Source organism: Virgisporangium ochraceum, from assembly GCF_016863655.1.
Taxonomy (GTDB): Bacteria; Actinomycetota; Actinomycetes; order Mycobacteriales; family Micromonosporaceae; genus Virgisporangium; species Virgisporangium ochraceum.
The window spans coordinates 1-21,697 of the sequence record NZ_BOPH01000002.1 but is presented as its reverse complement, the minus strand read 5'-3'; the positions used below and the strand labels follow the sequence as shown (position 1 = coordinate 21,697).

General features: G+C 68.8%; 33 protein-coding genes and 2 pseudogenes. 34 read left to right on the top strand and 1 reads right to left on the bottom strand.

Translation table 11 applies throughout. The features are described from left to right. The first annotated feature begins 74 nt into the window (after positions 1-74). The 34 genes and pseudogenes from tuf (at position 75) to truA (ending at position 20,371) form a co-directional block, all read left to right on the top strand. Positions 75-1,268, top strand: coding sequence for an elongation factor Tu (tuf, locus tag Voc01_RS01435; RefSeq protein ID WP_203925378.1), 1,194 nt, complete (start codon positions 75-77; stop codon positions 1,266-1,268). A 397-nt stretch (positions 1,269-1,665) separates the two neighbouring features. Next, positions 1,666-1,974: a 30S ribosomal protein S10 gene (gene rpsJ / locus Voc01_RS01430; protein WP_203925377.1), complete on the top strand. Its 309-nt coding sequence runs from the start codon at positions 1,666-1,668 to the stop codon at positions 1,972-1,974. A 13-nt stretch (positions 1,975-1,987) separates the two neighbouring features. Continuing rightward, entirely contained in the window at positions 1,988-2,650 is a 663-nt protein-coding gene (rplC, locus tag Voc01_RS01425; RefSeq protein ID WP_203925376.1) for a 50S ribosomal protein L3, read from the top strand. Beyond that, a pseudogene (gene rplD / locus Voc01_RS01420) lies at positions 2,647-3,282 on the top strand (50S ribosomal protein L4); the annotation flags it as partial. The gene rplC and the pseudogene rplD, both read left to right, overlap by 4 nt. 125 nt (positions 3,283-3,407) lie before the next feature. Then, entirely contained in the window at positions 3,408-3,710 is a 303-nt protein-coding gene (gene rplW / locus Voc01_RS01415; protein ID WP_203925374.1) for a 50S ribosomal protein L23, read from the top strand. 14 nt (positions 3,711-3,724) lie between these two features. Beyond that, entirely contained in the window at positions 3,725-4,564 is an 840-nt protein-coding gene (gene rplB / locus Voc01_RS01410) for a 50S ribosomal protein L2 (RefSeq protein ID WP_203925373.1), read from the top strand. Positions 4,565-4,577: 13 nt separating this feature from the next. Continuing rightward, the gene (gene rpsS / locus Voc01_RS01405; protein WP_203925372.1) at positions 4,578-4,859 is read left to right on the top strand and encodes a 30S ribosomal protein S19; all 282 of its coding nucleotides are present in this window, start codon (positions 4,578-4,580) and stop codon (positions 4,857-4,859) included. 33 nt (positions 4,860-4,892) lie between these two features. Continuing rightward, positions 4,893-5,396: pseudogene (gene rplV, locus Voc01_RS01400) on the top strand (50S ribosomal protein L22); the annotation flags it as partial. Between the two features lie 152 nt (positions 5,397-5,548). Then, positions 5,549-6,397: a 30S ribosomal protein S3 gene (rpsC, locus tag Voc01_RS01395; protein WP_203925370.1), complete on the top strand. Its 849-nt coding sequence runs from the start codon at positions 5,549-5,551 to the stop codon at positions 6,395-6,397. 3 nt (positions 6,398-6,400) lie between these two features. Beyond that, on the top strand, positions 6,401-6,826 hold the full coding sequence (gene rplP, locus Voc01_RS01390; protein ID WP_203925369.1) for a 50S ribosomal protein L16: 426 nt from the start codon (positions 6,401-6,403) through the stop codon (positions 6,824-6,826). Beyond that, entirely contained in the window at positions 6,826-7,077 is a 252-nt protein-coding gene (rpmC, locus tag Voc01_RS01385) for a 50S ribosomal protein L29 (protein ID WP_203925368.1), read from the top strand. Before rplP ends, rpmC begins: the two co-directional genes overlap by 1 nt. After that, complete coding sequence (gene rpsQ / locus Voc01_RS01380; protein ID WP_203925367.1) at positions 7,074-7,355, top strand: 30S ribosomal protein S17; 282 nt, start codon at positions 7,074-7,076, stop codon at positions 7,353-7,355. Before rpmC ends, rpsQ begins: the two co-directional genes overlap by 4 nt. 118 nt (positions 7,356-7,473) lie before the next feature. Further along, positions 7,474-7,842, top strand: a complete 369-nt coding sequence (gene rplN, locus Voc01_RS01375) for a 50S ribosomal protein L14 (RefSeq protein WP_007073026.1) — start codon at positions 7,474-7,476, stop codon at positions 7,840-7,842. Between the two features lie 2 nt (positions 7,843-7,844). Further along, on the top strand, positions 7,845-8,159 hold the full coding sequence (gene rplX, locus Voc01_RS01370; protein ID WP_203925366.1) for a 50S ribosomal protein L24: 315 nt from the start codon (positions 7,845-7,847) through the stop codon (positions 8,157-8,159). Beyond that, positions 8,159-8,728, top strand: coding sequence for a 50S ribosomal protein L5 (gene rplE / locus Voc01_RS01365; protein ID WP_203925365.1), 570 nt, complete (start codon positions 8,159-8,161; stop codon positions 8,726-8,728). The genes rplX and rplE overlap by 1 nt, the downstream gene beginning before the upstream one ends. Before the next feature lie 3 nt (positions 8,729-8,731). Next, positions 8,732-8,917 (top strand): type Z 30S ribosomal protein S14, encoded by a 186-nt coding sequence (locus Voc01_RS01360; RefSeq protein WP_203925364.1) that lies wholly within the window; start codon positions 8,732-8,734, stop codon positions 8,915-8,917. A gap of 65 nt (positions 8,918-8,982) precedes the next feature. Further along, entirely contained in the window at positions 8,983-9,390 is a 408-nt protein-coding gene (gene rpsH, locus Voc01_RS01355; protein ID WP_203925363.1) for a 30S ribosomal protein S8, read from the top strand. Positions 9,391-9,401: 11 nt separating this feature from the next. Continuing rightward, a complete protein-coding gene (gene rplF, locus Voc01_RS01350; protein WP_203925362.1) occupies positions 9,402-9,944 on the top strand; it encodes a 50S ribosomal protein L6 in 543 nt (180 codons plus the stop codon). Next, complete coding sequence (rplR, locus tag Voc01_RS01345; RefSeq protein WP_203925361.1) at positions 9,941-10,336, top strand: 50S ribosomal protein L18; 396 nt, start codon at positions 9,941-9,943, stop codon at positions 10,334-10,336. Before rplF ends, rplR begins: the two co-directional genes overlap by 4 nt. Before the next feature lie 13 nt (positions 10,337-10,349). After that, positions 10,350-10,976, top strand: coding sequence for a 30S ribosomal protein S5 (rpsE, locus tag Voc01_RS01340; RefSeq protein WP_203925360.1), 627 nt, complete (start codon positions 10,350-10,352; stop codon positions 10,974-10,976). Further along, entirely contained in the window at positions 10,976-11,158 is a 183-nt protein-coding gene (gene rpmD, locus Voc01_RS01335; RefSeq protein WP_203925359.1) for a 50S ribosomal protein L30, read from the top strand. The genes rpsE and rpmD overlap by 1 nt, the downstream gene beginning before the upstream one ends. Positions 11,159-11,160: 2 nt before the next feature. Beyond that, complete coding sequence (gene rplO / locus Voc01_RS01330) at positions 11,161-11,622, top strand: 50S ribosomal protein L15 (protein WP_203925385.1); 462 nt, start codon at positions 11,161-11,163, stop codon at positions 11,620-11,622. Positions 11,623-11,817: 195 nt separating this feature from the next. Beyond that, positions 11,818-13,155, top strand: a complete 1,338-nt coding sequence (secY, locus tag Voc01_RS01325; RefSeq protein WP_203925384.1) for a preprotein translocase subunit SecY — start codon at positions 11,818-11,820, stop codon at positions 13,153-13,155. 178 nt (positions 13,156-13,333) lie between these two features. After that, positions 13,334-13,987 carry an adenylate kinase gene (locus tag Voc01_RS01320; RefSeq protein WP_203925358.1) on the top strand — a complete coding sequence of 218 codons (654 nt, stop codon included), beginning with the start codon at positions 13,334-13,336 and terminating at the stop codon, positions 13,985-13,987. Between the two features lie 2 nt (positions 13,988-13,989). Next, a complete protein-coding gene (gene map / locus Voc01_RS01315) occupies positions 13,990-14,841 on the top strand; it encodes a type I methionyl aminopeptidase (protein WP_275423672.1) in 852 nt (283 codons plus the stop codon). Between the two features lie 99 nt (positions 14,842-14,940). Next, entirely contained in the window at positions 14,941-15,417 is a 477-nt protein-coding gene (locus tag Voc01_RS01310; protein ID WP_203925357.1) for a DUF1707 SHOCT-like domain-containing protein, read from the top strand. 183 nt (positions 15,418-15,600) lie between these two features. After that, on the top strand, positions 15,601-15,822 hold the full coding sequence (gene infA, locus Voc01_RS01305; protein ID WP_203925356.1) for a translation initiation factor IF-1: 222 nt from the start codon (positions 15,601-15,603) through the stop codon (positions 15,820-15,822). A gap of 106 nt (positions 15,823-15,928) precedes the next feature. Next, positions 15,929-16,042, top strand: a complete 114-nt coding sequence (gene rpmJ, locus Voc01_RS01300) for a 50S ribosomal protein L36 (protein WP_203898248.1) — start codon at positions 15,929-15,931, stop codon at positions 16,040-16,042. 198 nt (positions 16,043-16,240) lie between these two features. Then, positions 16,241-16,621: a 30S ribosomal protein S13 gene (gene rpsM, locus Voc01_RS01295; RefSeq protein WP_203925355.1), complete on the top strand. Its 381-nt coding sequence runs from the start codon at positions 16,241-16,243 to the stop codon at positions 16,619-16,621. A 63-nt stretch (positions 16,622-16,684) separates the two neighbouring features. Beyond that, entirely contained in the window at positions 16,685-17,095 is a 411-nt protein-coding gene (gene rpsK, locus Voc01_RS01290) for a 30S ribosomal protein S11 (RefSeq protein WP_203898250.1), read from the top strand. A gap of 15 nt (positions 17,096-17,110) precedes the next feature. Further along, a complete protein-coding gene (gene rpsD, locus Voc01_RS01285; protein ID WP_203925354.1) occupies positions 17,111-17,737 on the top strand; it encodes a 30S ribosomal protein S4 in 627 nt (208 codons plus the stop codon). A gap of 75 nt (positions 17,738-17,812) precedes the next feature. Next, complete coding sequence (locus Voc01_RS01280) at positions 17,813-18,835, top strand: DNA-directed RNA polymerase subunit alpha (RefSeq protein ID WP_203925353.1); 1,023 nt, start codon at positions 17,813-17,815, stop codon at positions 18,833-18,835. Between the two features lie 58 nt (positions 18,836-18,893). Next, a complete protein-coding gene (rplQ, locus tag Voc01_RS01275) occupies positions 18,894-19,490 on the top strand; it encodes a 50S ribosomal protein L17 (protein ID WP_203925352.1) in 597 nt (198 codons plus the stop codon). 86 nt (positions 19,491-19,576) lie between these two features. Next, the gene (gene truA, locus Voc01_RS01270; protein ID WP_203925351.1) at positions 19,577-20,371 is read left to right on the top strand and encodes a tRNA pseudouridine(38-40) synthase TruA; all 795 of its coding nucleotides are present in this window, start codon (positions 19,577-19,579) and stop codon (positions 20,369-20,371) included. Here the strand turns inward: truA and Voc01_RS01265 are convergent. Continuing rightward, a partial coding sequence (locus Voc01_RS01265; RefSeq protein WP_203925350.1) for a hypothetical protein occupies positions 20,372-21,697 on the bottom strand: 1,326 nt, incomplete at its 5' end.

The following is a 21,697-nucleotide window of genomic DNA, read 5'->3' as shown; positions in this document are numbered from 1 at the left end:
AGTACCGGGCCTAGGCCGTCGGCCGTTAGACCCAAGTCGCGTACGAACCATGCAAGTCCTTGAGGAGGACACCAGTGGCGAAGGCGAAGTTCGAGCGGACTAAGCCGCACGTCAACATCGGCACCATCGGTCACATCGACCACGGTAAGACGACGCTGACCGCGGCCATTACCAAGGTGCTGCACGACAAGATGCCGGCCCTCAACCCGTACACGCCGTTCGACGAGATCGACAAGGCGCCGGAGGAGAAGGCCCGCGGTATCACGATCTCCATCGCGCACGTCGAGTACCAGACCGAGGCGCGGCACTACGCCCACGTCGACTGCCCCGGTCACGCCGACTACATCAAGAACATGATCACCGGTGCCGCCCAGATGGACGGCGCGATCCTGGTGGTCGCGGCGACCGACGGACCGATGCCGCAGACCCGCGAGCACGTCCTCCTGGCCCGCCAGGTCGGCGTCCCCTACATCGTCGTGGCGCTCAACAAGAGCGACATGGTCGACGACGAGGAGCTGCTCGAGCTGGTCGAGCTCGAGGTCCGCGAGCTGCTGTCGGCGCAGGAGTACCCCGGCGACGACCTGCCGGTCGTGCGGGTCTCGGCGCTGAAGGCGCTCGAGGGTGACGAGAAGTGGGCCGACGCGCTCATGGAGCTGATGAACGCGGTCGACACCGCGATCCCGCAGCCCGAGCGTGAGACCGACAAGCCGTTCCTCATGCCGGTCGAGGACGTCTTCACGATCACCGGTCGCGGCACGGTCGTCACCGGCCGCTGCGAGCGTGGCGTCCTCAAGCCGAACGAGGAAGTCGAGATCGTCGGCATCCGGTCGAAGTCGATCAAGACCGTCTGCACGGGCATCGAGATGTTCCGCAAGGTTCTCGAAGACGCGCGCGCGGGTGAGAACGTCGGTCTGCTGCTGCGCGGTGTGAAGCGCGAGGACGTCGAGCGCGGCATGGTCGTCGTCAAGCCGGGCTCCAACACCCCGCACACCGACTTCGAGGCGACCGTCTACATCCTCTCGAAGGAGGAGGGTGGCCGGCACACGCCGTTCTTCCAGAACTACCGGCCGCAGTTCTACTTCCGTACCACCGACGTGACCGGCGTCGTGACCCTCCCCGAGGGCACCGAGATGGTCATGCCGGGCGACACGACCACGATGACGGTCGCGCTGATCCAGCCCATCGCGATGGAGGAGCAGCTGCGCTTCGCCATCCGTGAGGGTGGTCGCACGGTCGGCGCGGGCCGCGTCACCAAGATCATCAAGTAGTCGCCGCCGGGCATCGACCCCGATTTGGGGATCGGTGCCCGGTACGGCATACTGGACAGGTTGCGTTGCGTGGCGGCTGAGGCTGCTGGGGGACATTAGGTAACCAGTAGCTTCAGCCGCTTCGTGCGGGTGCCCGATCTGGACCACGTTCTTGTGGGCCGGGGCGATCCGGAACCGCAGCGGCTGGGCGCGCCGCGCCCGTGGGAACATCCACCGCTCAGGTAGGTCACCGAGTGATCAACCATGGCCGGAGTCTGGCCCACGAACGCGACACGCCCGACCGCGGGGGTCGGAGGGCAGATGACAACACGGCAGCACCGGACCCGGTTCGACCCGCTGTGAAGCAAGTGGCAACCGGAGTTGTGTGGGGATCTGAGTCCCCGCAGGGAGGAAGACCATGGCGGGACAGAAGATCCGCATCCGGCTCAAGGCGTACGACCACGAGGTCGTCGACACCTCGGCCCGGAAGATCGTCGAGACGGTCCAGCGGACGGGGGCGGATGTCGCCGGACCGGTGCCGCTGCCTACTGAGATCAACCGCTACTGCGTGATCCGCTCGCCGCACAAGTACAAGGACTCGCGCGAGCACTTCGAGATGCGCACGCACAAGCGTCTGATCGACATCATCAACCCCACGCCGAAGACCGTCGACTCGCTCATGCGGCTCGACCTCCCGGCGGGCGTTGACATCGAGATCAAGCTGTAGGGGTAGTTCGACTATGGATAGGCAAGTCAAGGGCATCCTGGGCGCGAAGCTCGGCATGACCCAGGTGTGGGACAACGGCAAGGTCGTCCCGGTCACCGTGGTTCAGGCCGGCCCCTGCGTCGTCACCCAGGTACGCACCCCCGAGAAGGACGGGTACAGCGCCGTCCAGATCGCGTACGGCGCGATCGACCCGCGCAAGGTGAACAAGCCGGAGAGCGGCCACTTCGCGAAGGCGGACGTGGCGCCGCGGCGGTTCCTGGTGGAGCTCCGTACCACCGACGCGTCGGAGTACGAGCTCGGCTCCGAGATCACGGTCGAGGGCTTCCCGGCCGGTCAGGTCATCGACGTGACCGGCGTGACCAAGGGCAAGGGCTTCGCCGGTGTCATGAAGCGGCACGGGTTCAAGGGCCTGGGCGCCGCGCACGGCGTCGAGCGCAAGCACCGCTCGCCCGGCTCGATCGGCGGCTGCGCCTCGCCCGGCCGCGTGTTCAAGGGCGTCCGGATGGCCGGTCGCATGGGTGGCGTCCGCTACACCGTGCAGAACCTGCGCATCCAGGCCATCGACACCGAGCAGAACCTGATCCTGGTGCGGGGCGCGATCCCCGGCCCGAAGGGTGCCACGGTTCTCCTCCGTACGGCCTCCAAGGCCCGGGTCGTGAAGGGCGGTGCCGCATGAGCAGCGTCGACGTGAAGGACCACGAGGGCACGAAGACCGCCTCGGTCGAGCTGCCCGCCGACATCTTCGACGTGCAGGCCAACATCCCGCTGATGCACCAGGTCGTCGTCGCCCAGCTCGCCGCCGCGCGGCAGGGCACGCACAAGGTGAAGACGCGGGGCGAGGTCGCTGGCGGCGGCAAGAAGCCCTACAAGCAGAAGGGCACCGGCCGCGCCCGTCAGGGCTCGATCCGGGCGCCGCAGTTCACCGGTGGTGGCGTCGTCCACGGCCCGGTGCCGCGTGACTACAGCCAGCGGGTCAACAAGAAGATGAAGGCCGCCGCCCTGCGCGGTGCGCTCTCCGACCGGGCCCGCGCCGGCGCCGTCCACGTGGTGGAGCAGTTCGTGACGGGGGAGACCCCGCGCACGAAGGACGCCATCGCCGCGCTGGCGAACATCACCGACAGCCGCAAGGTGCTGGTGGTTCTCCCGTCCGCCGACGAGCTCAACTGGTACTCGCTGCGGAACCTGGGTCACGTGCACCTGATCGAGGCCGGTCAGCTCAACACGTACGACGTGCTGAACGCTGACGCGGTCGTCTTCACCTCCCCGGCCCTCGACGAGTTCCTCGGCGTTCCCGCCGAGCGCACCGAGGTCGCTGTCTCCACAAAGAAGTCGGAGAAGGCGGAGAAGGCCGACAAGGACGAGAAGCCCTCGAAGGCCAAGGCCGCCAAGGCCAAGGCCGACGACGAGGCCGACGCCGACGAGGAGGAGGAGAAGTGACCACGGTCGCCGACCCGCGTGACGTGATCATCGCTCCGGTGATCTCCGAGAAGAGCTACGGCGAGCTGAACCGCAACTGGTACACGTTCCTGGTTCACCCGGACGCCAACAAGACGCAGATCAAGATCGCGATTCAGCAGATCTTCGACGTGCGTGTGCTCACCGTCAACACGCTCAACCGGGAGGGCAAGCGCAAGCGCACCCGCACCGGTTGGGGCAAGCGCAAGAACACGAAGCGCGCGATGGTGAAGCTGGCCGATGGCGACCGGATCGAAGCCTTCGGCGGCCCGGTCAGCTAAGGGGTGGAGTAACGATGCCAATCCGCAAGTACAAGCCGACCTCGCCGGGCCGTCGTGGTTCGAGCGTCTCCGACTTCGCCGAGATCACTCGGTCGACGCCGGAGAAGTCGCTGCTGCGTCCGCTGCACAGCAAGGGCGGCCGCAACGTGCACGGCAAGGTGACCGCCCGGCACCAGGGCGGCGGCCACAAGCGCCAGTACCGGGTGATCGACTTCAAGCGGGCCGACAAGGACGGCGTGCCGGCCAAGGTCGCCCACATCGAGTACGACCCGAACCGCACCGCGCGCATCGCGCTGCTGCACTTCGTCGACGGCGAGAAGCGCTACATCATCGCGCCGAAGGACATCAAGCAGGGCGACCGCATCGAAGCCGGCCCCAGCGCCGACATCAAGCCGGGCAACAACCTGCCGCTGCGCAATATCCCGGTCGGTACCACCGTGCACGCGGTGGAGCTGCGCCCGGGCGGCGGCGCCAAGATGGCCCGTTCCGCCGGTGTGGGGATCCAGCTGCTCGGCCGGGAAGGCGCGTACGCGACGCTGCGCATGCCGTCCGGTGAGATCCGTCGTGTCGACGTGCGCTGCCGCGCCACCGTCGGCGAGATCGGCAACGCCGACCAGTCGAACATCAACTGGGGCAAGGCCGGTCGTAACCGCTGGAAGGGCAAGCGCCCGACCGTCCGCGGTGTCGCGATGAACCCGGTCGACCACCCGCACGGCGGTGGTGAGGGCAAGACGTCCGGTGGTCGCCACCCGGTGAACCCCAAGGGCAAGCCCGAGGGTCGCACCCGTCGCAAGGGTCAGCCGAGCGACCGCATGATCGTCCGTCGCCGGTACGCCACGCGGAAGCGCGGCTAAGGAGCTATAGAAGATGCCACGCAGCCTGAAGAAGGGCCCGTTCATCGACGACCACCTTGCCAAGAAGGTGGAGGCCCAGAACAGCCGTAATTCCAAGAACGTGATCAAGACGTGGTCGCGCCGGTCGACGATCATCCCCGACATGATCGGCCACACGATCGCCGTGCACGACGGTCGCAAGCACCACCCGGTGTTCATCACCGAGGCGATGGTCGGCCACAAGCTGGGCGAGTTCGCGCTCACCCGCACGTTCAAGGGCCACGAGAAGGACGACCGGAAGAGCCGCCGCCGCTAAGCGGCTGCCGCGATAGTTGAGGGGAATCTCCCGATGCCAACCAAGGGCGATGCGCCGGCGCTGCCGGGCGCCCGGGCGGTTGCGCGGCACGTGCGCATCTCGCCGATGAAGGCGCGCCGTGTGGTCAACCTCGTTCGCGGGCTGCCCGCGAAGGAGGCGCTCACGGTGCTGCAGTTCGCGCCGCAGGCGGCGAGCGAGCCGGTCTACAAGGTGCTCGCCAGCGCGATCGCCAACGCCGAGAACAACGAGCGGCTCGACCCGGACTCGCTGCTGGTCGCCGAGGCCTACGTCGACGAGGGCATCACCGCCAAGCGGTTCCGCCCCCGCGCGCAGGGCCGGGCGTACCGGATCCGCAAGCGTTCCTGCCACATCACGATCGTGGTCGAGAGCGTGCCGGCCGCCGGTGGCGGCCGTCGTGGCTCCGCCGCGGGTCGTGGTCGCGCCGCCGACGTGACGGCCGCGCCGTCGCGCCGCTCGAAGGCCGCGCCGGCCAAGGCCAGCAAGGCGACCGAGGCGCAGGCTGCCGACGACGAGGCGATCGAGGCAACTGACGACGCCGACACGGCAGACGAGCCGAAGGCGGCGAAGAAGGCCGCCAAGAAGGCCGCCGACAAGGCTGAGCCGAAGGCCAAGAAGGCCGACAAGGCCGAGAAGAAGGCCGACGCCGAGGCCGAGGAAGGGACCGAGTAATGGGTCAGAAAGTCCACCCGCACGGGTTCCGGCTCGGCATCAGCACCGAGTGGCGGTCGACCTGGTACGCGGACAAGCTCTACAAGGACTACATCAAGGAGGATGTTCGCATCCGCCGGATGATGTCCAAGGGTCTGGAGCGGGCCGGGATCGCGAAGGTCGACATCGAGCGCACCCGTGACCGGGTCCGTGTCGACATCCACACCGCGCGTCCGGGCATCGTCATCGGCCGTAAGGGTGCCGAGGCCGACCGCATCCGCGCCGACCTGGAGAAGCTCACCGGCAAGCAGGTGCAGCTGAACATCCACGAGATCAAGAACCCGGAGTCCGACGCGCAGCTGGTGGCGCAGAGCGTCGCCGAGCAGCTGTCGAGCCGGGTCAGCTTCCGGCGCGCGATGCGTAAGTCGATGCAGGGCGCGATGAAGAACCCGCTCGTGCGGGGCATCCGGGTGCAGGTCTCGGGCCGTCTCGGCGGCGCGGAGATGAGCCGCACCGAGTTCTACCGCGAGGGCCGGGTCCCGCTGCACACGCTGCGGGCCAACATCGAGTACGGCTTCTTCGAGGCCCGTACTCCGTTCGGCCGCATCGGTGTGAAGGTGTGGATCTACAAGGGTGACGCCGTGCCGGGCCGCGAGGCCCCGCAGGAGGCGCCGTCGCGTGGACGTCGTGACCGTGCCGACCGGCCGGAGCGGCCGCGTCGTGGCCGGTCGGGCTCGTCCGGCACCACCGCGGGTGGCACCGAGGCCGGCAGGGCCGCGGCAGCCGAGCAGGCCGCCGCGTCGGCGCCGGCCGCGGCTCCGGCCGAGCAGGCCGCGGCACCCGCAGCAACGCAGGAGCAGGAGGGCTGACCAATGCTGATGCCTCGCAAGCCTCCGAAGGGCTTTCGTAAGCCGCACCGGCCCACCCGGACGGGTGCGGCCAAGGGCGGCACGAAGGTGACGTTCGGCGACTTCGGCATCCAGGCGCTGGAGTCGGGATACATCACCAACCGGCAGATCGAGTCGGCCCGTATCGCGATGAACCGGCACATCCGCCGTGGCGGTAAGGTCTGGATCCCGATCTTCCCGGACCGGGCGCTGACCAAGAAGCCCGCCGAGACGCGGATGGGCTCGGGTAAGGGCTCGCCGGAGTGGTGGATCTACAACGTGAAGCCGGGCCGCATCCTGTTCGAGATGTCGTTCGCCAACGAGGCGATCGCGCGTGAGGCGATGCGCCGCGCGATCCACAAGCTTCCGGTGAAGTGCCGCATCGTCAAGCGCGAAGTGGGAGATGCCTGATGGCGGCGGGAATCGCGGCCTCGGAGCTGCGTGAGCAGAGTGACGAGGAGCTGGTCGCACGTCTGCGTGAGGCCAAGGCCGAGCTGTTCAACCTGCGGGTGCAGTCGGCCACCGGTCAGCTCGACAACCACAGCCGGCTTCCGGTGATCCGGAAGGACATCGCCCGGATCTACACGATCATGCGTGAGCGCGAGCTCGGCCTGTCCACCGCGCCTGACGAGCCCGCAGCCGATGTTGAGGTGACGAAGTGACCGAACCGACCGAAGAGCAGCAGACCGAGGTCCGCGGACGCCGTAAGGTCCGCGAGGGCCTGGTGGTCAGCGCCAAGATGCAGAAGACCGTCGTCGTCGAGGTCGAGGACCGCGTGAAGCACGCCCTCTACGGCAAGGTCATGCGGCGCACCACCAAGCTCAAGGCGCACGACGAGAAGGAGTGCGGCCTCGGCGACCGGGTCCTGCTGATGGAGACCCGTCCGCTGTCCGCGACGAAGCGCTGGCGCGTCGTCGAGATCCTCGAACGCGCCAAGTAAGCATGCGAGTTCCGTCAGGCACCGGGGCTGTGCTGCCGGGGCGAGGGGGCTCTGCCACCCTCGCGCGCCCCCGAAAGGCAGCGCGGGCCGGTGAACCGGCGAGACATAGGAGACAGAAGTGATTCAGCAGGAGTCGCGGCTGCGGGTGGCCGACAACACCGGTGCACGGGAGATTCTGTGCATCCGGGTTCTCGGCGGCTCGGGGCGGCGCTACGCGAGCATCGGTGACGTCATCGTCGCCACGGTCAAGGACGCGATCCCGGGCGCCGGCGTGAAGAAGGGCGACGTGGTCAAGGCCGTCGTCGTCCGCACCGCGAAGGAGAAGCGTCGGCCCGACGGCTCGTACATCCGCTTCGACGAGAACGCCGCCGTGATCATCAAGGACGGTGGCGACCCCCGCGGCACCCGTATCTTCGGCCCGGTGGGCCGTGAGCTGCGGGACAAGCGGTTCATGAAGATCATCTCGCTTGCACCGGAGGTGCTGTAACCGTGAAGGTCAAGAAGGGCGACACGGTTCTCGTCATCGCCGGCAAGGACAAGGGCGCCAAGGGCAAGGTCATCGCGGCGTACCCGCGCCTTGACAAGGTGCTCGTCGAGGGCGTGAACCGCGTCAAGAAGCACACCCGGATCCGCACCACGAACCGCGGCGCCAAGACCGGTGGCATCGTCACGCAGGAGGCCCCGATCCACGTGTCGAACGTGATGGTGCTGGACTCCGACGGCAAGCCGACCCGCGTCGGTTACCGGATCGACGATGACAACCAGAAGGTGCGCATCTCGCGGCGCTCCGGCAAGGACCTGTGATGACGACCAGCACTGCTGAGAAGACCCTTCCGCGGCTCAAGAGCAAGTACCGCGAGGAGATCGCCGGCCAGCTGCGCGAGCAGTTCAGCTACGGCAACGCGATGCAGGTGCCGCGGCTGGTGAAGATCGTCGTCAACATGGGTGTCGGTGACGCCGCCCGCGACGCGAAGCTCATCGACGGCGCGGTGCGCGACCTCGCGACGATCACCGGCCAGAAGCCGCAGGTGCGGCGGGCCAAGAAGTCCATCGCGCAGTTCAAGCTCCGCGAGGGCATGCCGATCGGCGCGAAGGTGACCCTGCGCGGCGACCGGATGTGGGAGTTCCTGGACCGGCTGCTGTCGATCGCGCTTCCGCGTATCCGTGACTTCCGCGGCCTCGACGGGCGCAAGCTCGACGGCAACGGGAACTACACGTTCGGGCTCACCGAGCAGTCGGTGTTCCACGAGATCGACCAGGACCGCATCGACCGTCCGCGCGGTATGGACATCACGATCGTCACCACCGCACCGACCGACGACGAGGGCCGGGCGCTGCTGAAGCTCCTCGGCTTCCCGTTCAAGGAGAACTGATCCATGGCTAAGAAGGCGCTGATCATCAAGGCGGCGGCCAAGCCGAAGTTCGCGGTGCGGGCGTACACCCGTTGCCAGCGCTGCGGGCGGCCGAAGGCGGTCTACCGCAAGTTCGGCCTGTGCCGCGTCTGTGTCCGCGAGATGGCGCACCGGGGCGAACTGCCCGGCGTGTCGAAGGCTTCCTGGTAGTCCTTGCTTCGCCGTAGGCCAGGCGCTGTTTCTGGAACCGCGGCGAGAAAGAGAGCAATCAACCCATGACCATGACCGACCCGATCGCAGACATGCTGACCCGTCTGCGCAACGCCAACCAGGCGTACCACGACCGGGTGCAGATGCCGTACTCGAAGATCAAGGCGAACATCGCCGAGGTCCTCAAGTCCGAGGGCTACGTCTCCACCTGGGCCGTTCAGGACCCCGAGGAGGGTGCTGTCGGCAAGAGCCTGATCGTCGAGCTCAAGTACGGCCAGAACCGCGAGCGCAGCCTCGCCGGCATCCGGCGGGTGTCCAAGCCCGGCCTCCGGGTGTACGCGAAGGCAGTCGAGCTGCCGCGGGTGCTCGGCGGCCTGGGCGTCGCAATCATCTCGACGTCCCAGGGCCTGCTGACCGACCGGCAGGCGCGCAAGCGTGGGGTGGGCGGGGAAGTCCTCGCCTACGTCTGGTAGGAGGCAGAACCATGTCACGAATCGGACGTAAGCCGATCCCGGTTCCCAACGGCGTCGACATCAAGCTCGACGGTGCGACCGTCACGGTGAAGGGGCCCAAGGGCCAGCTGAGCCACACCGTCGCAGAGCCCATCTCGGTGGAGAAGGGCGAGGACGGCCAGTTCTACGTCTCGCGCCCGGACGACGAGCGCAAGTCCAAGGAGCTGCACGGCCTCAGCCGCACGCTGATCGCCAACATGGTCGTCGGCGTCACCGAGGGCTACCGTAAGAGCCTGGAGATCGCCGGTACCGGTTACCGCGTCACGGCCAAGGGCAGCGACCTCGAGTTCGCGCTCGGCTTCTCGCACCCGGTGCTCGTCAAGGCCCCGGCGGGCATCACCTTCACGGTCGAGCGGCCCACGCTGTTCCACGTCGCCGGCATCGACAAGCAGCAGGTCGGTGAGGTGGCCGCCAACATCCGCAAGATCCGTCCGCCGGAGCCGTACAAGGGCAAGGGCGTGAAGTACGTCGGCGAGGTCATTCGTCGCAAGGCTGGGAAGGCAGGCAAGAAGTGAGCGCGACGCTCCTCAAGCGCCGGGGTGGCGGCGGTACCGCTGCCACGCGCCGCATCGGGCGGGCGCGGCGACACTTCCGCATCCGCAAGAACGTGCAGGGCACGGTCGCTCGGCCGCGCCTGGTGGTCACGCGTTCGCTGCGGCACATCGTCGCCCAGCTCGTCGACGACAACAATGGCCACACGATCGCGTCGGCGTCGACGATGGACGCCTCGCTGCGCGGTGGCGACGGCACCAAGAGCGACGCCGCCCGTAAGGTCGGCACGCTGCTCGCGGAGCGGGCGAAGGCCGCCGGCATCAGCAAGGTCGTCTTCGACCGTGGAGGCAACCGGTACGCGGGCCGCATCGCGGCCCTCGCCGACGCCGCCCGCGAAGCCGGGCTCGAGTTCTAGGAAGGAATGTCCAATGCCTGGTCCACAGCGCAGGGGCGGCGGGTCCGGAGGCTCCGAGGGCGGCGGCGGTCGTCGTGACGGCGGCGGTCGTCGTGACGGCGGCGGTCGTGGTGGTCCCGCGGAGAAGAGCCCGCACCTCGAGCGGGTCGTCTCGATCAACCGCGTAGCCAAGGTCGTCAAGGGTGGTCGCCGGTTCAGCTTCACCGCGCTCGTCGTGGTGGGCGACGGTGACGGCACGGTCGGCGTCGGCTACGGGAAGGCCAAGGAGGTGCCCGCGGCCATCGCCAAGGGCGTCGAGGAGGCCAAGAAGCACTTCTTCAAGGTGCCCCGGATCAACGCCACCATCCCGCACCCGGTTCAGGGCGAGGACGCCGCCGGCGTCGTCCTCCTGAAGCCGGCGAGCGCCGGTACCGGCGTCATCGCCGGTGGCCCGGTGCGCGCGGTGCTGGAGTGCGCCGGTATCCACGACGTGCTGTCGAAGAGCCTCGGCTCCTCGAACGCGATCAACATCGTCCACGCGACGGTGGCGGCGCTGAAGATGCTCGAGTCGCCGGAGGCCGTGGCCGCGCGCCGTGGTCTGCCGGTGGAAGATGTGGCGCCGGCCGCGATGCTGGCCGCCCGGGCCGGGGTGAGTGCCTGATGCCTCGGCTCAAGGTCACGCAGACGCGGTCCGTCATCGGCACGAAGCAGAATCAGCGCGAGACGCTGCGTTCGCTCGGCCTGAAGCGGATCAACGACGCGGTGGTCAAGGAGGATCGGCCCGAGATCCGGGGCATGATCCGTACCGTGACCCACCTCGTGCGCGTTGAGGAGGTGGAGTGACGATGGTGATCAAGATCCATCACCTGCGCCCGGCGCCCGGCGCCAAGACCGAGAAGATCCGTGTCGGTCGTGGTGAGGGCTCCAAGGGCAAGTCGGCCGGTCGCGGTACCAAGGGCTCGAAGGCCCGGAAGAACGTGCCGGCCTGGTTCGAGGGTGGCGCGACGCCGATCCACATGCGGCTGCCCAAGATGAAGGGCTTCCGCAACTACTTCCGGGTGGAGTTCCAGGTGATCAACCTGGACCGCCTGGCGAAGCTCTACCCGCAGGGCGGCACTGTGACCGCCGACGACCTGCGTGAGAGCGGCGCGGTGCGCAAGCGTCAGCCGGTCAAGGTGCTGGGCACCGGTGACCTGGGTGGCGTGAAGCTCGACATCACGGCCGACGCGTTCAGTTCGTCGGCCCGCGAGAAGATCACCGCTGCTGGGGGTACGGTTCGGGTCGTCGGCGAAGAGCCCGCTTCCTGAATCGAACGTCGTCTGTGTGGCGTCCGTCATCGGCCGAGGCCGACCGATGGACGCCACATGGCTACTTGATACCCCGAGTGTCCTGTTAGAGTCCGTTCGCAGTGTGTTTCTTCGTGAACACGCTCCCAGTTACTCAGACCGGTCGGTGCTGGACCCCGCCAATTCCAGGCGGCCGCCGCGCGCAGGAGGATGAAGTTGCTATCCGCCTTTTTCAGTGCGTTCAAGACGCCTGACCTGCGCAAGAAGATCATCTTTACACTAGCGATCGTTGCCATCTACCGGCTGGGCGCGACGCTGCCCAGCCCGGGCGTCTCGTACGGCAACGTGCAGCGGTGTATCGACCGGGTGCAGGACAGCGACGCCGGCGGCGACGTCTTCACGCTGCTGAACCTGTTCTCCGGTGGTGCGCTGCTCCAGCTGTCGGTCTTCGCGCTGGGCATCATGCCGTACATCACGGCGAGCATCATCCTGCAGCTGCTCACGGTCGTGATCCCGCGACTCGAGGCGCTGAAGAAGGAAGGCCAGTCCGGCCAGGCGAAGATCACCCAGTACACCCGGTACCTGACGCTCGGCCTGGCCGTGCTGCAGGCGTCGGCGTTCGTCGCCCTGGCCCGCTCGGGCCAGCTGTTCAACAACCAGTGCGACGACGTGCCGATCATCCCGGAGGACACCGGGCTCAGCATCTGGGTCACCGTCGGGCTCATCGTGGTCACGATGACCGCCGGTACCGGCGTGATCATGTGGTTCGGCGAGCTCATCACCGACCGCGGCGTCGGTAACGGCATGTCGGTGCTGATCTTCTCGTCGATCGCCGCCCGGCTGCCCTACGAGGGCTACCAGATCTACCAGAACAGCAAGACCAGCTTCTTCGTGGCGCTGGGCATCGGCGTCCTGGTGATCACCGGTGTGGTCTTCATCGAGCAGGCCCAGCGGCGGGTGCCCGTCCAGTACGCCAAGCGCATGATCGGCCGGCGGATGTACGGCGGCACCTCCACCTACATCCCGCTGAAGGTCAACCAGGCGGGTGTCATCCCGGTGATCTTCGCGTCGTCGCTGCTGTACCTGCCGCAGCTCGGCGTGCAGCTGGCCGGCGAGAACAGCACCAACCCGGTGGTCGTGTTCGTGCAGCGGTACCTGGTCGACCAGAGCGACCCGGTCCACATTGTCACGTACTTCCTCATGATCGTCTTCTTCACGTACTTCTACGTCGGCATCACGTTCAACCCGACCGAGGTCGCCGACAACATGCGGAAGTACGGTGGGTTCGTCCACGGCATCCGTCCGGGCAAGCCCACGGCCGAGTATCTGGACTTCATCCTGAGCCGGATCACCCTTCCCGGCGCGCTCTACCTCGGCATCATTTCGGTCCTGCCCAACCTCTTCATCGGTCTGATCGGTGGCCAGCAGGCGCTGCAGAACTTCCCGTTCGGCGGTACCGCTGTTCTGATCATGGTCGGCGTCGGCCTGGAGACCGTGAAGCAGATCGAGAGCCAGCTCATGCAGCGCAACTACGAAGGGTTCCTGCGCAAGTGACGACAGTGTCTGATGCGCCCGCCTGCGCGGGCGCGGGCTCGGCGCCCTTCCGGCGCCGCCTTCCCTCGTCGCTTCGGTCGCTCCGCTCCCTGCGCTCCTCAGTCCAGGCGGCGCCGGCGCCGAGCCGGTGTTTCGACGGTCTCTCCAGCCCGGGCGGCGCCAGCCCCGGGGCGGGCGCATGAGGCTCGTCCTGGTCGGCCCGCCAGGGGCGGGTAAGGGCACACAGGCGGAGTTCATCGCTGCCCACCTCGCTGTGCCGAAGATCTCGACCGGAGACATCTTCCGGGCCAACGTCGCCCAGGGCACGCCCCTGGGCGTCGAGGCCAAGCGCTACATGGACGCCGGACAGCTCGTTCCCGACGAGGTCACCATCAACATGGTGGCCGACCGCCTCGCCGAGCCCGACGCCACCGACGGGTTCCTGCTCGACGGCTTCCCCCGCACGGTTCCGCAGGCGATCGCCCTCGACAAGATGCTCATCGAGCTGAGCTCCGGCCTCGACGTCGTGCTCGAGCTCGTGGTCGAGAACGAGGAGGTCGTGCGGCGGTTGTCGGGCCGGCGTACCTGCCGGGGCTGCGGCAAGATCTGGCACGTCGAGTTCGACGCCCCGCAGCGTGAGGGCTTCTGCGACCGGTGCGGCTCCGAGCTGTTCCAGCGCGACGACGACAAGCCCGAGACGATCGCGGCCCGGCTCGAGGTCTACGCCCGCGACACGGCGCCGCTCGTGGACTACTACGGCGCCCGTGGGGTGCTGGTGGGCATCGACGCCACCGGCCCGGTCGAGGACATCACCGTCCGGGCGATAGACGCACTGCGCTCCTACGGCGGCTAGCGGTGCCCCGCGCCAGCCAGCAGATCGAGATCAAGACCCCCGAGCAGATCGCGCTCATGCGCGAGGCCGGGCTGGTCGTGGCCAGGGCGCTCGCCGCGATGCGGGCGGCCGTGGCGCCGGGCGTCTCCACGGCGGCGCTCGACGCGGTGGCCCACGACGTGATCCGGTCCGCCGGCGCGGTGCCCTCGTTCCTGGGCTACCACGGGTACCCGGCCACCATCTGCAGCTCGGTCAACGAGCAGATCGTGCACGCGATCCCGTCGACCCGTCAGGTGCTGCGCGACGGCGACCTGATCTCGCTCGACTGCGGCGCGATCCTCGACGGCTGGCACGGCGACGCCGCGATCTCCGTGGTGGTGGGTGAGGCGCCGCGGCCCGAGCTCGCCAAGCTCGTCACGGGCGCCGAGGAGGCGCTGTGGGCCGGCATCGTCACGGCCGCGCGGGCGATGCGCGCCGGCGGCGGGCGGCTCGGTGACATCTCGGCGGCGATCGAGCGGGCCAGCCGGCAGAACAAGCGCTACGGGATCGTGCGTGGGTACGGCGGGCACGGGATCGGCACCGAGATGCACATGGAGCCGTTCGTGCTGAACTACGGCAAGCCGGGCCGGGGTCCGCACCTGGTGCCGGGGATGTGCCTGGCCATCGAGCCGATGCTCACGCTGGGCAGCCCGCGCACCGTCGAGCTGGCCGACGGCTGGACGGTGGTGACCGCCGACGGTTCGGTGGCCGCCCACGTGGAGCACACCGTTGCGCTGTTCGACGACGGGGTATGGGTGCTGACGGCGGACGACGGCGGCGCCTCCCGGCTGGGCGACCTGTTGGCGGGGGCAGCGAGGTCGACCGCCCGCCCTTAAGTTGGCAGGGCCCTAGGTGGACCTCCGGAGGCAGGTGGGTGCGGCGGTCGGCAACAATGGGTTCCGCGCGAGGCATGGGGAGGGCGCGGTGGGCGGCTTATGAGTGACCGACAGCGGCGAGACCATCTGCGGGCTGCCGACGTCGACCGGACGTACGTGTCCGAGATCCTCAAGAAGGCGGTCGACGAGGGTCGCCTGTCGCTGCACGAGTACGACGAGCGCCTCCAGAAGACCTACACCGCCCGCACCTACGGCGACCTCGACAAGATCATCCTGGACCTGCCCCGCCCCTCGCGCCGCACCGGGATGCAGCCCTACCGCGCCGGCCAGCCGGTCTCCGGCAGCGGATGGGCACCGCCGATGCAGCAGCAACAGCAGTCCAAGGACGGCACCGACTGGCTGAGGGGCCTCTGGATGGCCTGGGCGATCGCGGTGTCGGTGAACGTGGTGGTCTGGGTGCTGGTGTGCCTGTCGACGGCCGAGTTCATCTACCCGTGGCCTGTGTGGGTGGCCGGCCCGTGGGGCGCGATGCTGCTCGTCACCACGCTCATGCGACGGCCCCGGCGGGACCAGTAGCACCCGGTTTGGCGTTCGCACTTCCGCGCGCGTACACTCGTCAATCGGCGCGCAGCGTCTGCTCCGTCATGCCTGTCCGGCGCTTCGGCAGGTACGGAGACCGCGGCTGGCGCGGGTGGCCCTCTACCACTCGTGAAGACCTGTGAGCCTGCCACACCGATCCAATGTCAGGTAGCGGAGGATATGCCCAAGAAAGACGGAGCCATCGAGATGGAGGGCCGGGTCATCGAGCCGCTCCCGAACGCCATGTTCCGGGTCGAGCTGCAGAATGGCCACAAGGTTCTGGCTCACATCAGCGGCAAGATGCGACAGCACTACATCCGCATCCTGCCGGAGGACCGCGTCGTTGTGGAGCTGTCTCCGTACGACCTCACCCGCGGGCGCATCGTCTACCGCTACAAGTGACATCGGATCGCCAGTGGCGGTCAATAGTTGGGTTTCCACGCTCGAGCTCGGGTGCGCGGTTTCGTGCCCGGGTGCACCGGCGCGGACGGGAAAGTAAGGCAGAACCGTGAAGGTCAAGCCGAGCGTCAAGAAGATCTGCAACAAGTGCCGGGTCATCCGCCGGCACGGCCGGGTCATGATCATCTGCACCGACCCGCGTCACAAGCAGCGCCAGGGCTGAGCGACATCAGCTGGCAGGACGCGCCGCGAAATCCAAAGCGCAGCGGGTCCCATATATGAAAGCCCGTTCCAGCCACGGGCAGTGCCGTCCAGACGGCCGTGCGTGGTGGACCCCCGGTCGGAGGCCGGGGCCCGGTGAGGGTAACCGGGGCGGATCGGGCACAGACCTCCGCGCACCACGACAGGAGTACGCCCACCGATGGCTCGTATTGTCGGCGTAGACCTCCCCCGCGAGAAGCGGGTGGAGATCGCGCTCACGTACATCTTCGGAATTGGCCGCACCCGCGCGATCGAGACGCTCGCCGCCACCGGCATCAGCCCGGACAAGCGCGCCCGCGACCTCACCGACGAGGAAGTTGTGGCCATCCGTGACCACATCGAGGCCAACTACAAGGTCGAAGGTGACCTCCGCCGTGAGGTGGCCGCCGACATCCGGCGCAAGGTCGAGATCGGCTGCTACGCCGGCATCCGCCACCGCCGCGGCCTGCCCGTGCGCGGGCAGCGCACCCGCACGAACGCGCGTACCCGCAAGGGACCCAAGCGCACGGTCGCCGGCAAGAAGAAGCCCGGCAAGAAGTAGAGGCTGGCGGTGGGGCCCTAGGTGGCCCCGCCCTGGAAATCGCAATCAGGAGCGCATCGACTTATGCCACCGAAGGCTCGCACCGGTGCGGCGGCCGCGAAGAAGGTCCGCCGCAAGGAGCGCAAGAACGTCTCCCACGGGCAGGCGCACATCAAGAGCACGTTCAACAACACCATCGTCTCCATCACCGACCCGACCGGCGCCGTGATCTCCTGGGCCTCGGCCGGGCAGGTCGGCTTCAAGGGGTCGCGCAAGTCGACCCCGTTCGCGGCGCAGCTCGCCGCGGAGGCCGCCGCCCGCCGTGCCATGGAGCACGGTATGCGCAAGGTCGACGTGTTCGTCAAGGGCCCGGGTTCCGGCCGGGAGACCGCCATCCGTTCGCTGACCGCTGTGGGTCTCGAGGTCGGGCAGATCTCCGACGTCACGCCGCAGCCGCACAACGGGTGCCGTCCGCCGAAGCGTCGTCGGGTCTGAGGGGAAGACGAGAACATGGCACGTTACACGGGCGCCGACTGCCGTCGCTGCCGGCGCGAGAAGATGAAGCTGTTCCTCAAGGGCAGCAAGTGCGACGGGCCGAAGTGCCCGTTCGAGTCCCGCCCCTTCCCGCCCGGCCAGCACGGCCGCGGTCGGCCGAAGGAGTCGGAGTACCTGCTGCAGCTCCGTGAGAAGCAGAAGGCCCGCCGGGTCTACGGCATCATGGAGAAGCAGTTCCGCGGCTACTACGAGGAAGCGGTTCACAAGCAGGGCAAGACCGGTGAGGTTCTCCTGCAGATCCTCGAGTCGCGGCTCGACAACGTCGTCTACCGGGCCGGCTACGCGCCGTCGCGCGACGCCGCCCGTCAGCTGGTGCGCCACGGTCACTTCCTGGTGAACGGCCGCAAGGTCGACATCCCGTCGTACCGGGTGCGCGAGCACGACGTCATCCAGGTGCGGGAGAAGAGCCGCGAGCTCACCCCGTTCCTGGTCGCACAGGGCCTGGCCGGGAGCCGCGTGGTTCCGGCCTGGCTGGAGGCGATCCCGAGCCAGCTCAAGGTCCTGGTGCACTCGCTGCCCGCGCGGCAGTCGATCGACACCCAGGTCCAGGAGCAGCTGATCGTCGAGCTCTACAGCAAGTAGTGGTACCGGGGCCGCTCGCGGCCCCGGATCTCGCGGTCGTCAAATAGCGGGCGGCCCCGAAACAAGGAGAAGTAAGTGCTCATCTCCCAGCGGCCGACTCTCACCGAAGAGTCGCTGTCGGAAACCCGGTCCCGGTTCACCATCGAGCCGCTCGAGCCCGGCTTCGGCTACACGCTCGGCAACTCGCTGCGTCGGACGCTGCTGTCGTCCATTCCGGGCGCGGCCGTCACCAGCATCAAGATCGACGGGGTTCTCCACGAGTTCACGACCATCCCGGGCGTCAAGGAAGACGTCGTCGAGCTGGTCATGAACATCAAGGAGCTCACCGTCAGCTCCGAGCACGACGAGCCGGTGTCGCTCTACCTGCGCAAGCAGGGCCCGGGCGACGTCACCGCCGGTGACATCCAGCCGCCGGCCGGGGCCACCGTGCACAACCCCGACCTGAAGCTGGCCACGCTCAACGCCAAGGGCCGCCTCGACATGGAGCTCACCGTCGAGCGGGGCCGTGGCTACGTCACCGCGGCGCAGAACAAGCAGGCCGGGCAGGAGATCGGGCGGATCCCGATCGACTCGATCTACTCGCCGGTGCTGAAGGTCACGTACCGGGTCGAGGCGACCCGTGTCGAGCAGCGCACCGACTTCGACCGGCTGATCATCGACGTCGAGAGCAAGGCGTCGATCACGCCGCGCACCGCGCTCGCGTCGGCCGGCTCCACCCTGGTCGAGCTGTTCGGCCTGTGCCGCGAGCTCGACGAGACCGCCGAGGGCATCGACATCGGCCCGTCGCCGCAGGACGCGCAGCTCGCTGCCGACCTGGCGCTGCCGATCGAGGAGCTGGACCTCACCGTCCGCTCGTACAACTGCCTCAAGCGCGAGGGCATCAACTCCGTCGGTGAACTGATCAGCCGCACCGAGGCCGATCTGCTCGATATAAGGAATTTCGGGCAGAAGAGCATCGACGAGGTCAAGATGAAGCTCGCCGGCATGGGCCTCGGGCTGAAGGACTCGGCTCCGACGTTCGACCCGGCGCACGTCGTCGACTCGTTCGCCGACGTCGACTACGACGCCGACGACTACCGCGAGACCGAGCAGCTGTAAAACACCATGCGGGCGCCGGCTTCCAGGGCCGGCGCCCGACTCGAATTCAGGAGCCGAAATGCCCACGCCCACCAGGGGTCCCCGCCTCGGCGGCAGTCCCGCGCACGAGCGGTTGATGCTGGCGAACCTGGCCACGTCGCTGTTCAAGCACGGCCGCATCCAGACCACCGAGACCAAGGCCAAGCGGCTGCGCCCGCTGGCCGAGCGGCTGATCACGAAGGCCAAGCGCGGCGACCTCGCGGCCCGGCGCCTGGTGCTCACCACCGTTCGCGACAAGGACGTCGTCTACGCGCTGTTCAGCGACATCGCGCCCCGCTACGCCAACCGTCCGGGCGGCTACACGCGGATCGTGAAGACCGGGCCGCGCAAGGGCGACGCCGCGCCGATGGCGATCATCGAGCTGGTCGAGGAGCTGGTCGAGGCCGCCCCGGCCAAGAAGAGCGCGCCGGCCAAGAAGGCCGCGCGCAAGACCGCCAAGGCCGAGTCGGTTGCCGCCCTCGCCGGCGACGAGGACGACGTCGTGGTGTCGTCGGCCAAGGCCGACGCCGACGCCGACAACCAGGACCCGGAGAGCGGCGCCGTGTCCGCGTCCGGTGACAAGGACGCCGACGGCCCCGGCACGCAGGCCGAGGGCGACGACGACAAGCAGGTCTGATCGTTCGGTTGCGCTGTGACGGCCCGGCACCCCTCGCGGGGGCCGGGCCGGTTCTTATGGGCCGGTTCTTATGGGACGGGGTGAGCATGCGGCTGCGCCTTGACGTCGCTTACGACGGGACGGACTTCGCGGGCTGGGCGGCCCAACCTTCCCAGCGGACCGTGGCCGGTGTGCTGGCGGCCGAACTGGAGCGGTTGTTCGGCTCCGTCGAGGGGCTCACCGTGGCCGGCCGCACCGACGCCGGGGTGCACGCCACGGGCCAGGTGTGCCACGTCGACGTCCCCGCGCCGGGGTGGGAGCGGCTGGGCGGGTCGGTGGTCCGCCGGCTCGCCGGTCTGCTGCCGCCGGACGTCCGGGTGCGTGCCGTGTCTGTCGCCCCGCCCGGGTTCGACGCGCGGTTCTCGGCGCTGTGGCGGCGCTACGAGTACCGGGTCACCGACGAGTCGTGGGGCGCGTCACCCCTGCGTCGGCGTGACACCCTGGCCTGGCCCCGTCCGCTGGACCTCGACGCGTTGAACGCGGCCGCCGCCGGCCTGGTGGGCGAGCACGACTTCGCGGCGTACTGCCGGCGCAAGGAGCACGCGACCACGGTGCGCATGGTGCAGCGGCTGTTCTGGAACCGGTGTCCCGACGGCGTGTTCGTCGCCACCGTGCAGGCCGACGCGTTCTGCCAGTCGATGGTTCGCAGCCTGGTCGGCGCGATGCTGACCGCCGGCGACGGCCGCCGGGCGGTCGAATGGCCGGGGTCGCTGCTGGTCCGGCGTGAACGGGCGAGCGAGGTGCCGGTGGTCGGCGCGCACGGCCTCACGCTGGTGGAGGTGGCGTATCCCTCGGACGGCTTCGCCGAGCGCGCGGAGGCGACGCGCCGCCTCCGCGTCTAGCTAACTCTGGGACGGCGACGGGGCGCCGCTGCCGGCCGGTGCGCTGCCCCGGTTGGGCTGGGTACGCGCGCCGATGATGCCGTCGCGCAGGTGCGTGGTGAGGATGTCGGCCTGGATCTGGTCGCGGGCCGCCTGCGACTCGGCGTCGAAGCCCTGGCCGTCGGCCCGGGCGATCACGCAGTACGCCAGGTAGTGGCCGCGGGCGTGCCACCCGAGGACCATCGGCGCCCGGACCAGCACCTCGGTGCCGGCGCCGGCGAGCAGGCCGGTGAACCGGCCCTTCTGCGCCTTCACCGTGGTCTCGATGTTCTCGTGCGAGGCGATCGCGGCCGCTTCGTCCTTCAGGTTGAAGATGCCGGCGGTGATCAGGTACACGCCGTCGCCGGACTTCATCGTGCCGCGCACCACCTGCGAGCAGCCGTTGTCGACCAGCAGCTTGGCCAGGTCGTCGGTGGCGGCCTGGGCGCAGTCGGTCTTCGCTTCCTTCTTGAGGATCGTGTACTGGTTGCCGGTCGGGCCGGCGACCACCTCGAGCGGGAAGACCTCGGCCTCGGTGAGCGGCTCCGGGTCGGCGTCGCGCGAGGTGATGTCGCGCGGCGGCACCGGGGTGTTCTGGGCGGCGGAGTTGCCGTCCTTGTTGCCCTCGAGCTCGTTCTTGAAGACGAAGTAGGTGCTCGTGCCGCACACCGCGAGCACGATCAGCACGACCACCGAGGTGAGCGCGAACGTCCACGTCGACGGGCGCCGCGACGACGGCCGCACCGGGTCGATCCGCACCGGACGCAGGCTGCCCGTAGTGCTCGGACCGATGCGCGGAAGACTTCCGGTGGTGACCGAGCCGACCGCGGCCACCCGGCCGGTGGTGCCGGTGCTACCCGAGCCGACCCGCGGAATGCTCCCGGTGCCGCTGACCCGCGGCATGTCGCCGGTGGTGTCGGGCGACACGGTGCGCATGGTCTCGCGCGGCGGCAGCGACGGCGGACGGTCGTCGTCGCGGTCCCTGGCGGGACCGGCCGGCAGTTCGGGCTGCCGGGTGGGCGCGCTGTAGGCCGCGGCGGCGGGGTGCTGCTCGTCGCCGTAGGAGCGCTCGCGGGGGTCGGCGTCGTACCGGGGGTCGGCGTCGTGCCGGTAGCCACCCGGGCGCGGCTCGTCGGGGTACCGGGGCGGGTCGGCGTAGCCCTGGCCACCCGCGTACCCGTCGGCGTAACCGGGCGGCTCGGCGAACGCGGCCGGCTCGGCGAAGGTGGGCTGCGAGGGCAGCTCGAGGCGACCGGTCCTGGCCGGCGGCTCGGCGAACCCGGGCCGCACGGGCTCGGCGAAGCCGGG

Bases quoted from the DNA above. Each gene is read 5' to 3' on its own strand.
- rpsE (WP_203925360.1), top strand. From the start codon at position 10,350: ATGCCTGGTCCACAGCGCAGGGGCGGCGGGTCCGGAGGCTCCGAGGGC.
- rplF (WP_203925362.1), top strand. From the start codon at position 9,402: ATGTCACGAATCGGACGTAAGCCGATCCCGGTTCCCAACGGCGTCGAC.
- Voc01_RS01310 (WP_203925357.1), top strand. From the start codon at position 14,941: ATGAGTGACCGACAGCGGCGAGACCATCTGCGGGCTGCCGACGTCGAC.
- Voc01_RS01320 (WP_203925358.1), top strand. From the start codon at position 13,334: ATGAGGCTCGTCCTGGTCGGCCCGCCAGGGGCGGGTAAGGGCACACAG.
- rplO (WP_203925385.1), top strand. From the start codon at position 11,161: ATGGTGATCAAGATCCATCACCTGCGCCCGGCGCCCGGCGCCAAGACC.
- rpmD (WP_203925359.1), top strand. From the start codon at position 10,976: ATGCCTCGGCTCAAGGTCACGCAGACGCGGTCCGTCATCGGCACGAAG.
- rpmC (WP_203925368.1), top strand. From the start codon at position 6,826: ATGGCGGCGGGAATCGCGGCCTCGGAGCTGCGTGAGCAGAGTGACGAG.
- rpsC (WP_203925370.1), top strand. From the start codon at position 5,549: ATGGGTCAGAAAGTCCACCCGCACGGGTTCCGGCTCGGCATCAGCACC.
- Voc01_RS01360 (WP_203925364.1), top strand. From the start codon at position 8,732: ATGGCTAAGAAGGCGCTGATCATCAAGGCGGCGGCCAAGCCGAAGTTC.
- infA (WP_203925356.1), top strand. From the start codon at position 15,601: ATGCCCAAGAAAGACGGAGCCATCGAGATGGAGGGCCGGGTCATCGAG.
- rpsH (WP_203925363.1), top strand. From the start codon at position 8,983: ATGACCATGACCGACCCGATCGCAGACATGCTGACCCGTCTGCGCAAC.
- rpsS (WP_203925372.1), top strand. From the start codon at position 4,578: ATGCCACGCAGCCTGAAGAAGGGCCCGTTCATCGACGACCACCTTGCC.
- truA (WP_203925351.1), top strand. From the start codon at position 19,577: ATGCGGCTGCGCCTTGACGTCGCTTACGACGGGACGGACTTCGCGGGC.
- rplP (WP_203925369.1), top strand. From the start codon at position 6,401: ATGCTGATGCCTCGCAAGCCTCCGAAGGGCTTTCGTAAGCCGCACCGG.
- rplQ (WP_203925352.1), top strand. From the start codon at position 18,894: ATGCCCACGCCCACCAGGGGTCCCCGCCTCGGCGGCAGTCCCGCGCAC.
- rplC (WP_203925376.1), top strand. From the start codon at position 1,988: ATGGATAGGCAAGTCAAGGGCATCCTGGGCGCGAAGCTCGGCATGACC.
- rpsK (WP_203898250.1), top strand. From the start codon at position 16,685: ATGCCACCGAAGGCTCGCACCGGTGCGGCGGCCGCGAAGAAGGTCCGC.
- rpsJ (WP_203925377.1), top strand. From the start codon at position 1,666: ATGGCGGGACAGAAGATCCGCATCCGGCTCAAGGCGTACGACCACGAG.
- rpsM (WP_203925355.1), top strand. From the start codon at position 16,241: ATGGCTCGTATTGTCGGCGTAGACCTCCCCCGCGAGAAGCGGGTGGAG.
- rplB (WP_203925373.1), top strand. From the start codon at position 3,725: ATGCCAATCCGCAAGTACAAGCCGACCTCGCCGGGCCGTCGTGGTTCG.
- rplE (WP_203925365.1), top strand. From the start codon at position 8,159: ATGACGACCAGCACTGCTGAGAAGACCCTTCCGCGGCTCAAGAGCAAG.
- rpsD (WP_203925354.1), top strand. From the start codon at position 17,111: ATGGCACGTTACACGGGCGCCGACTGCCGTCGCTGCCGGCGCGAGAAG.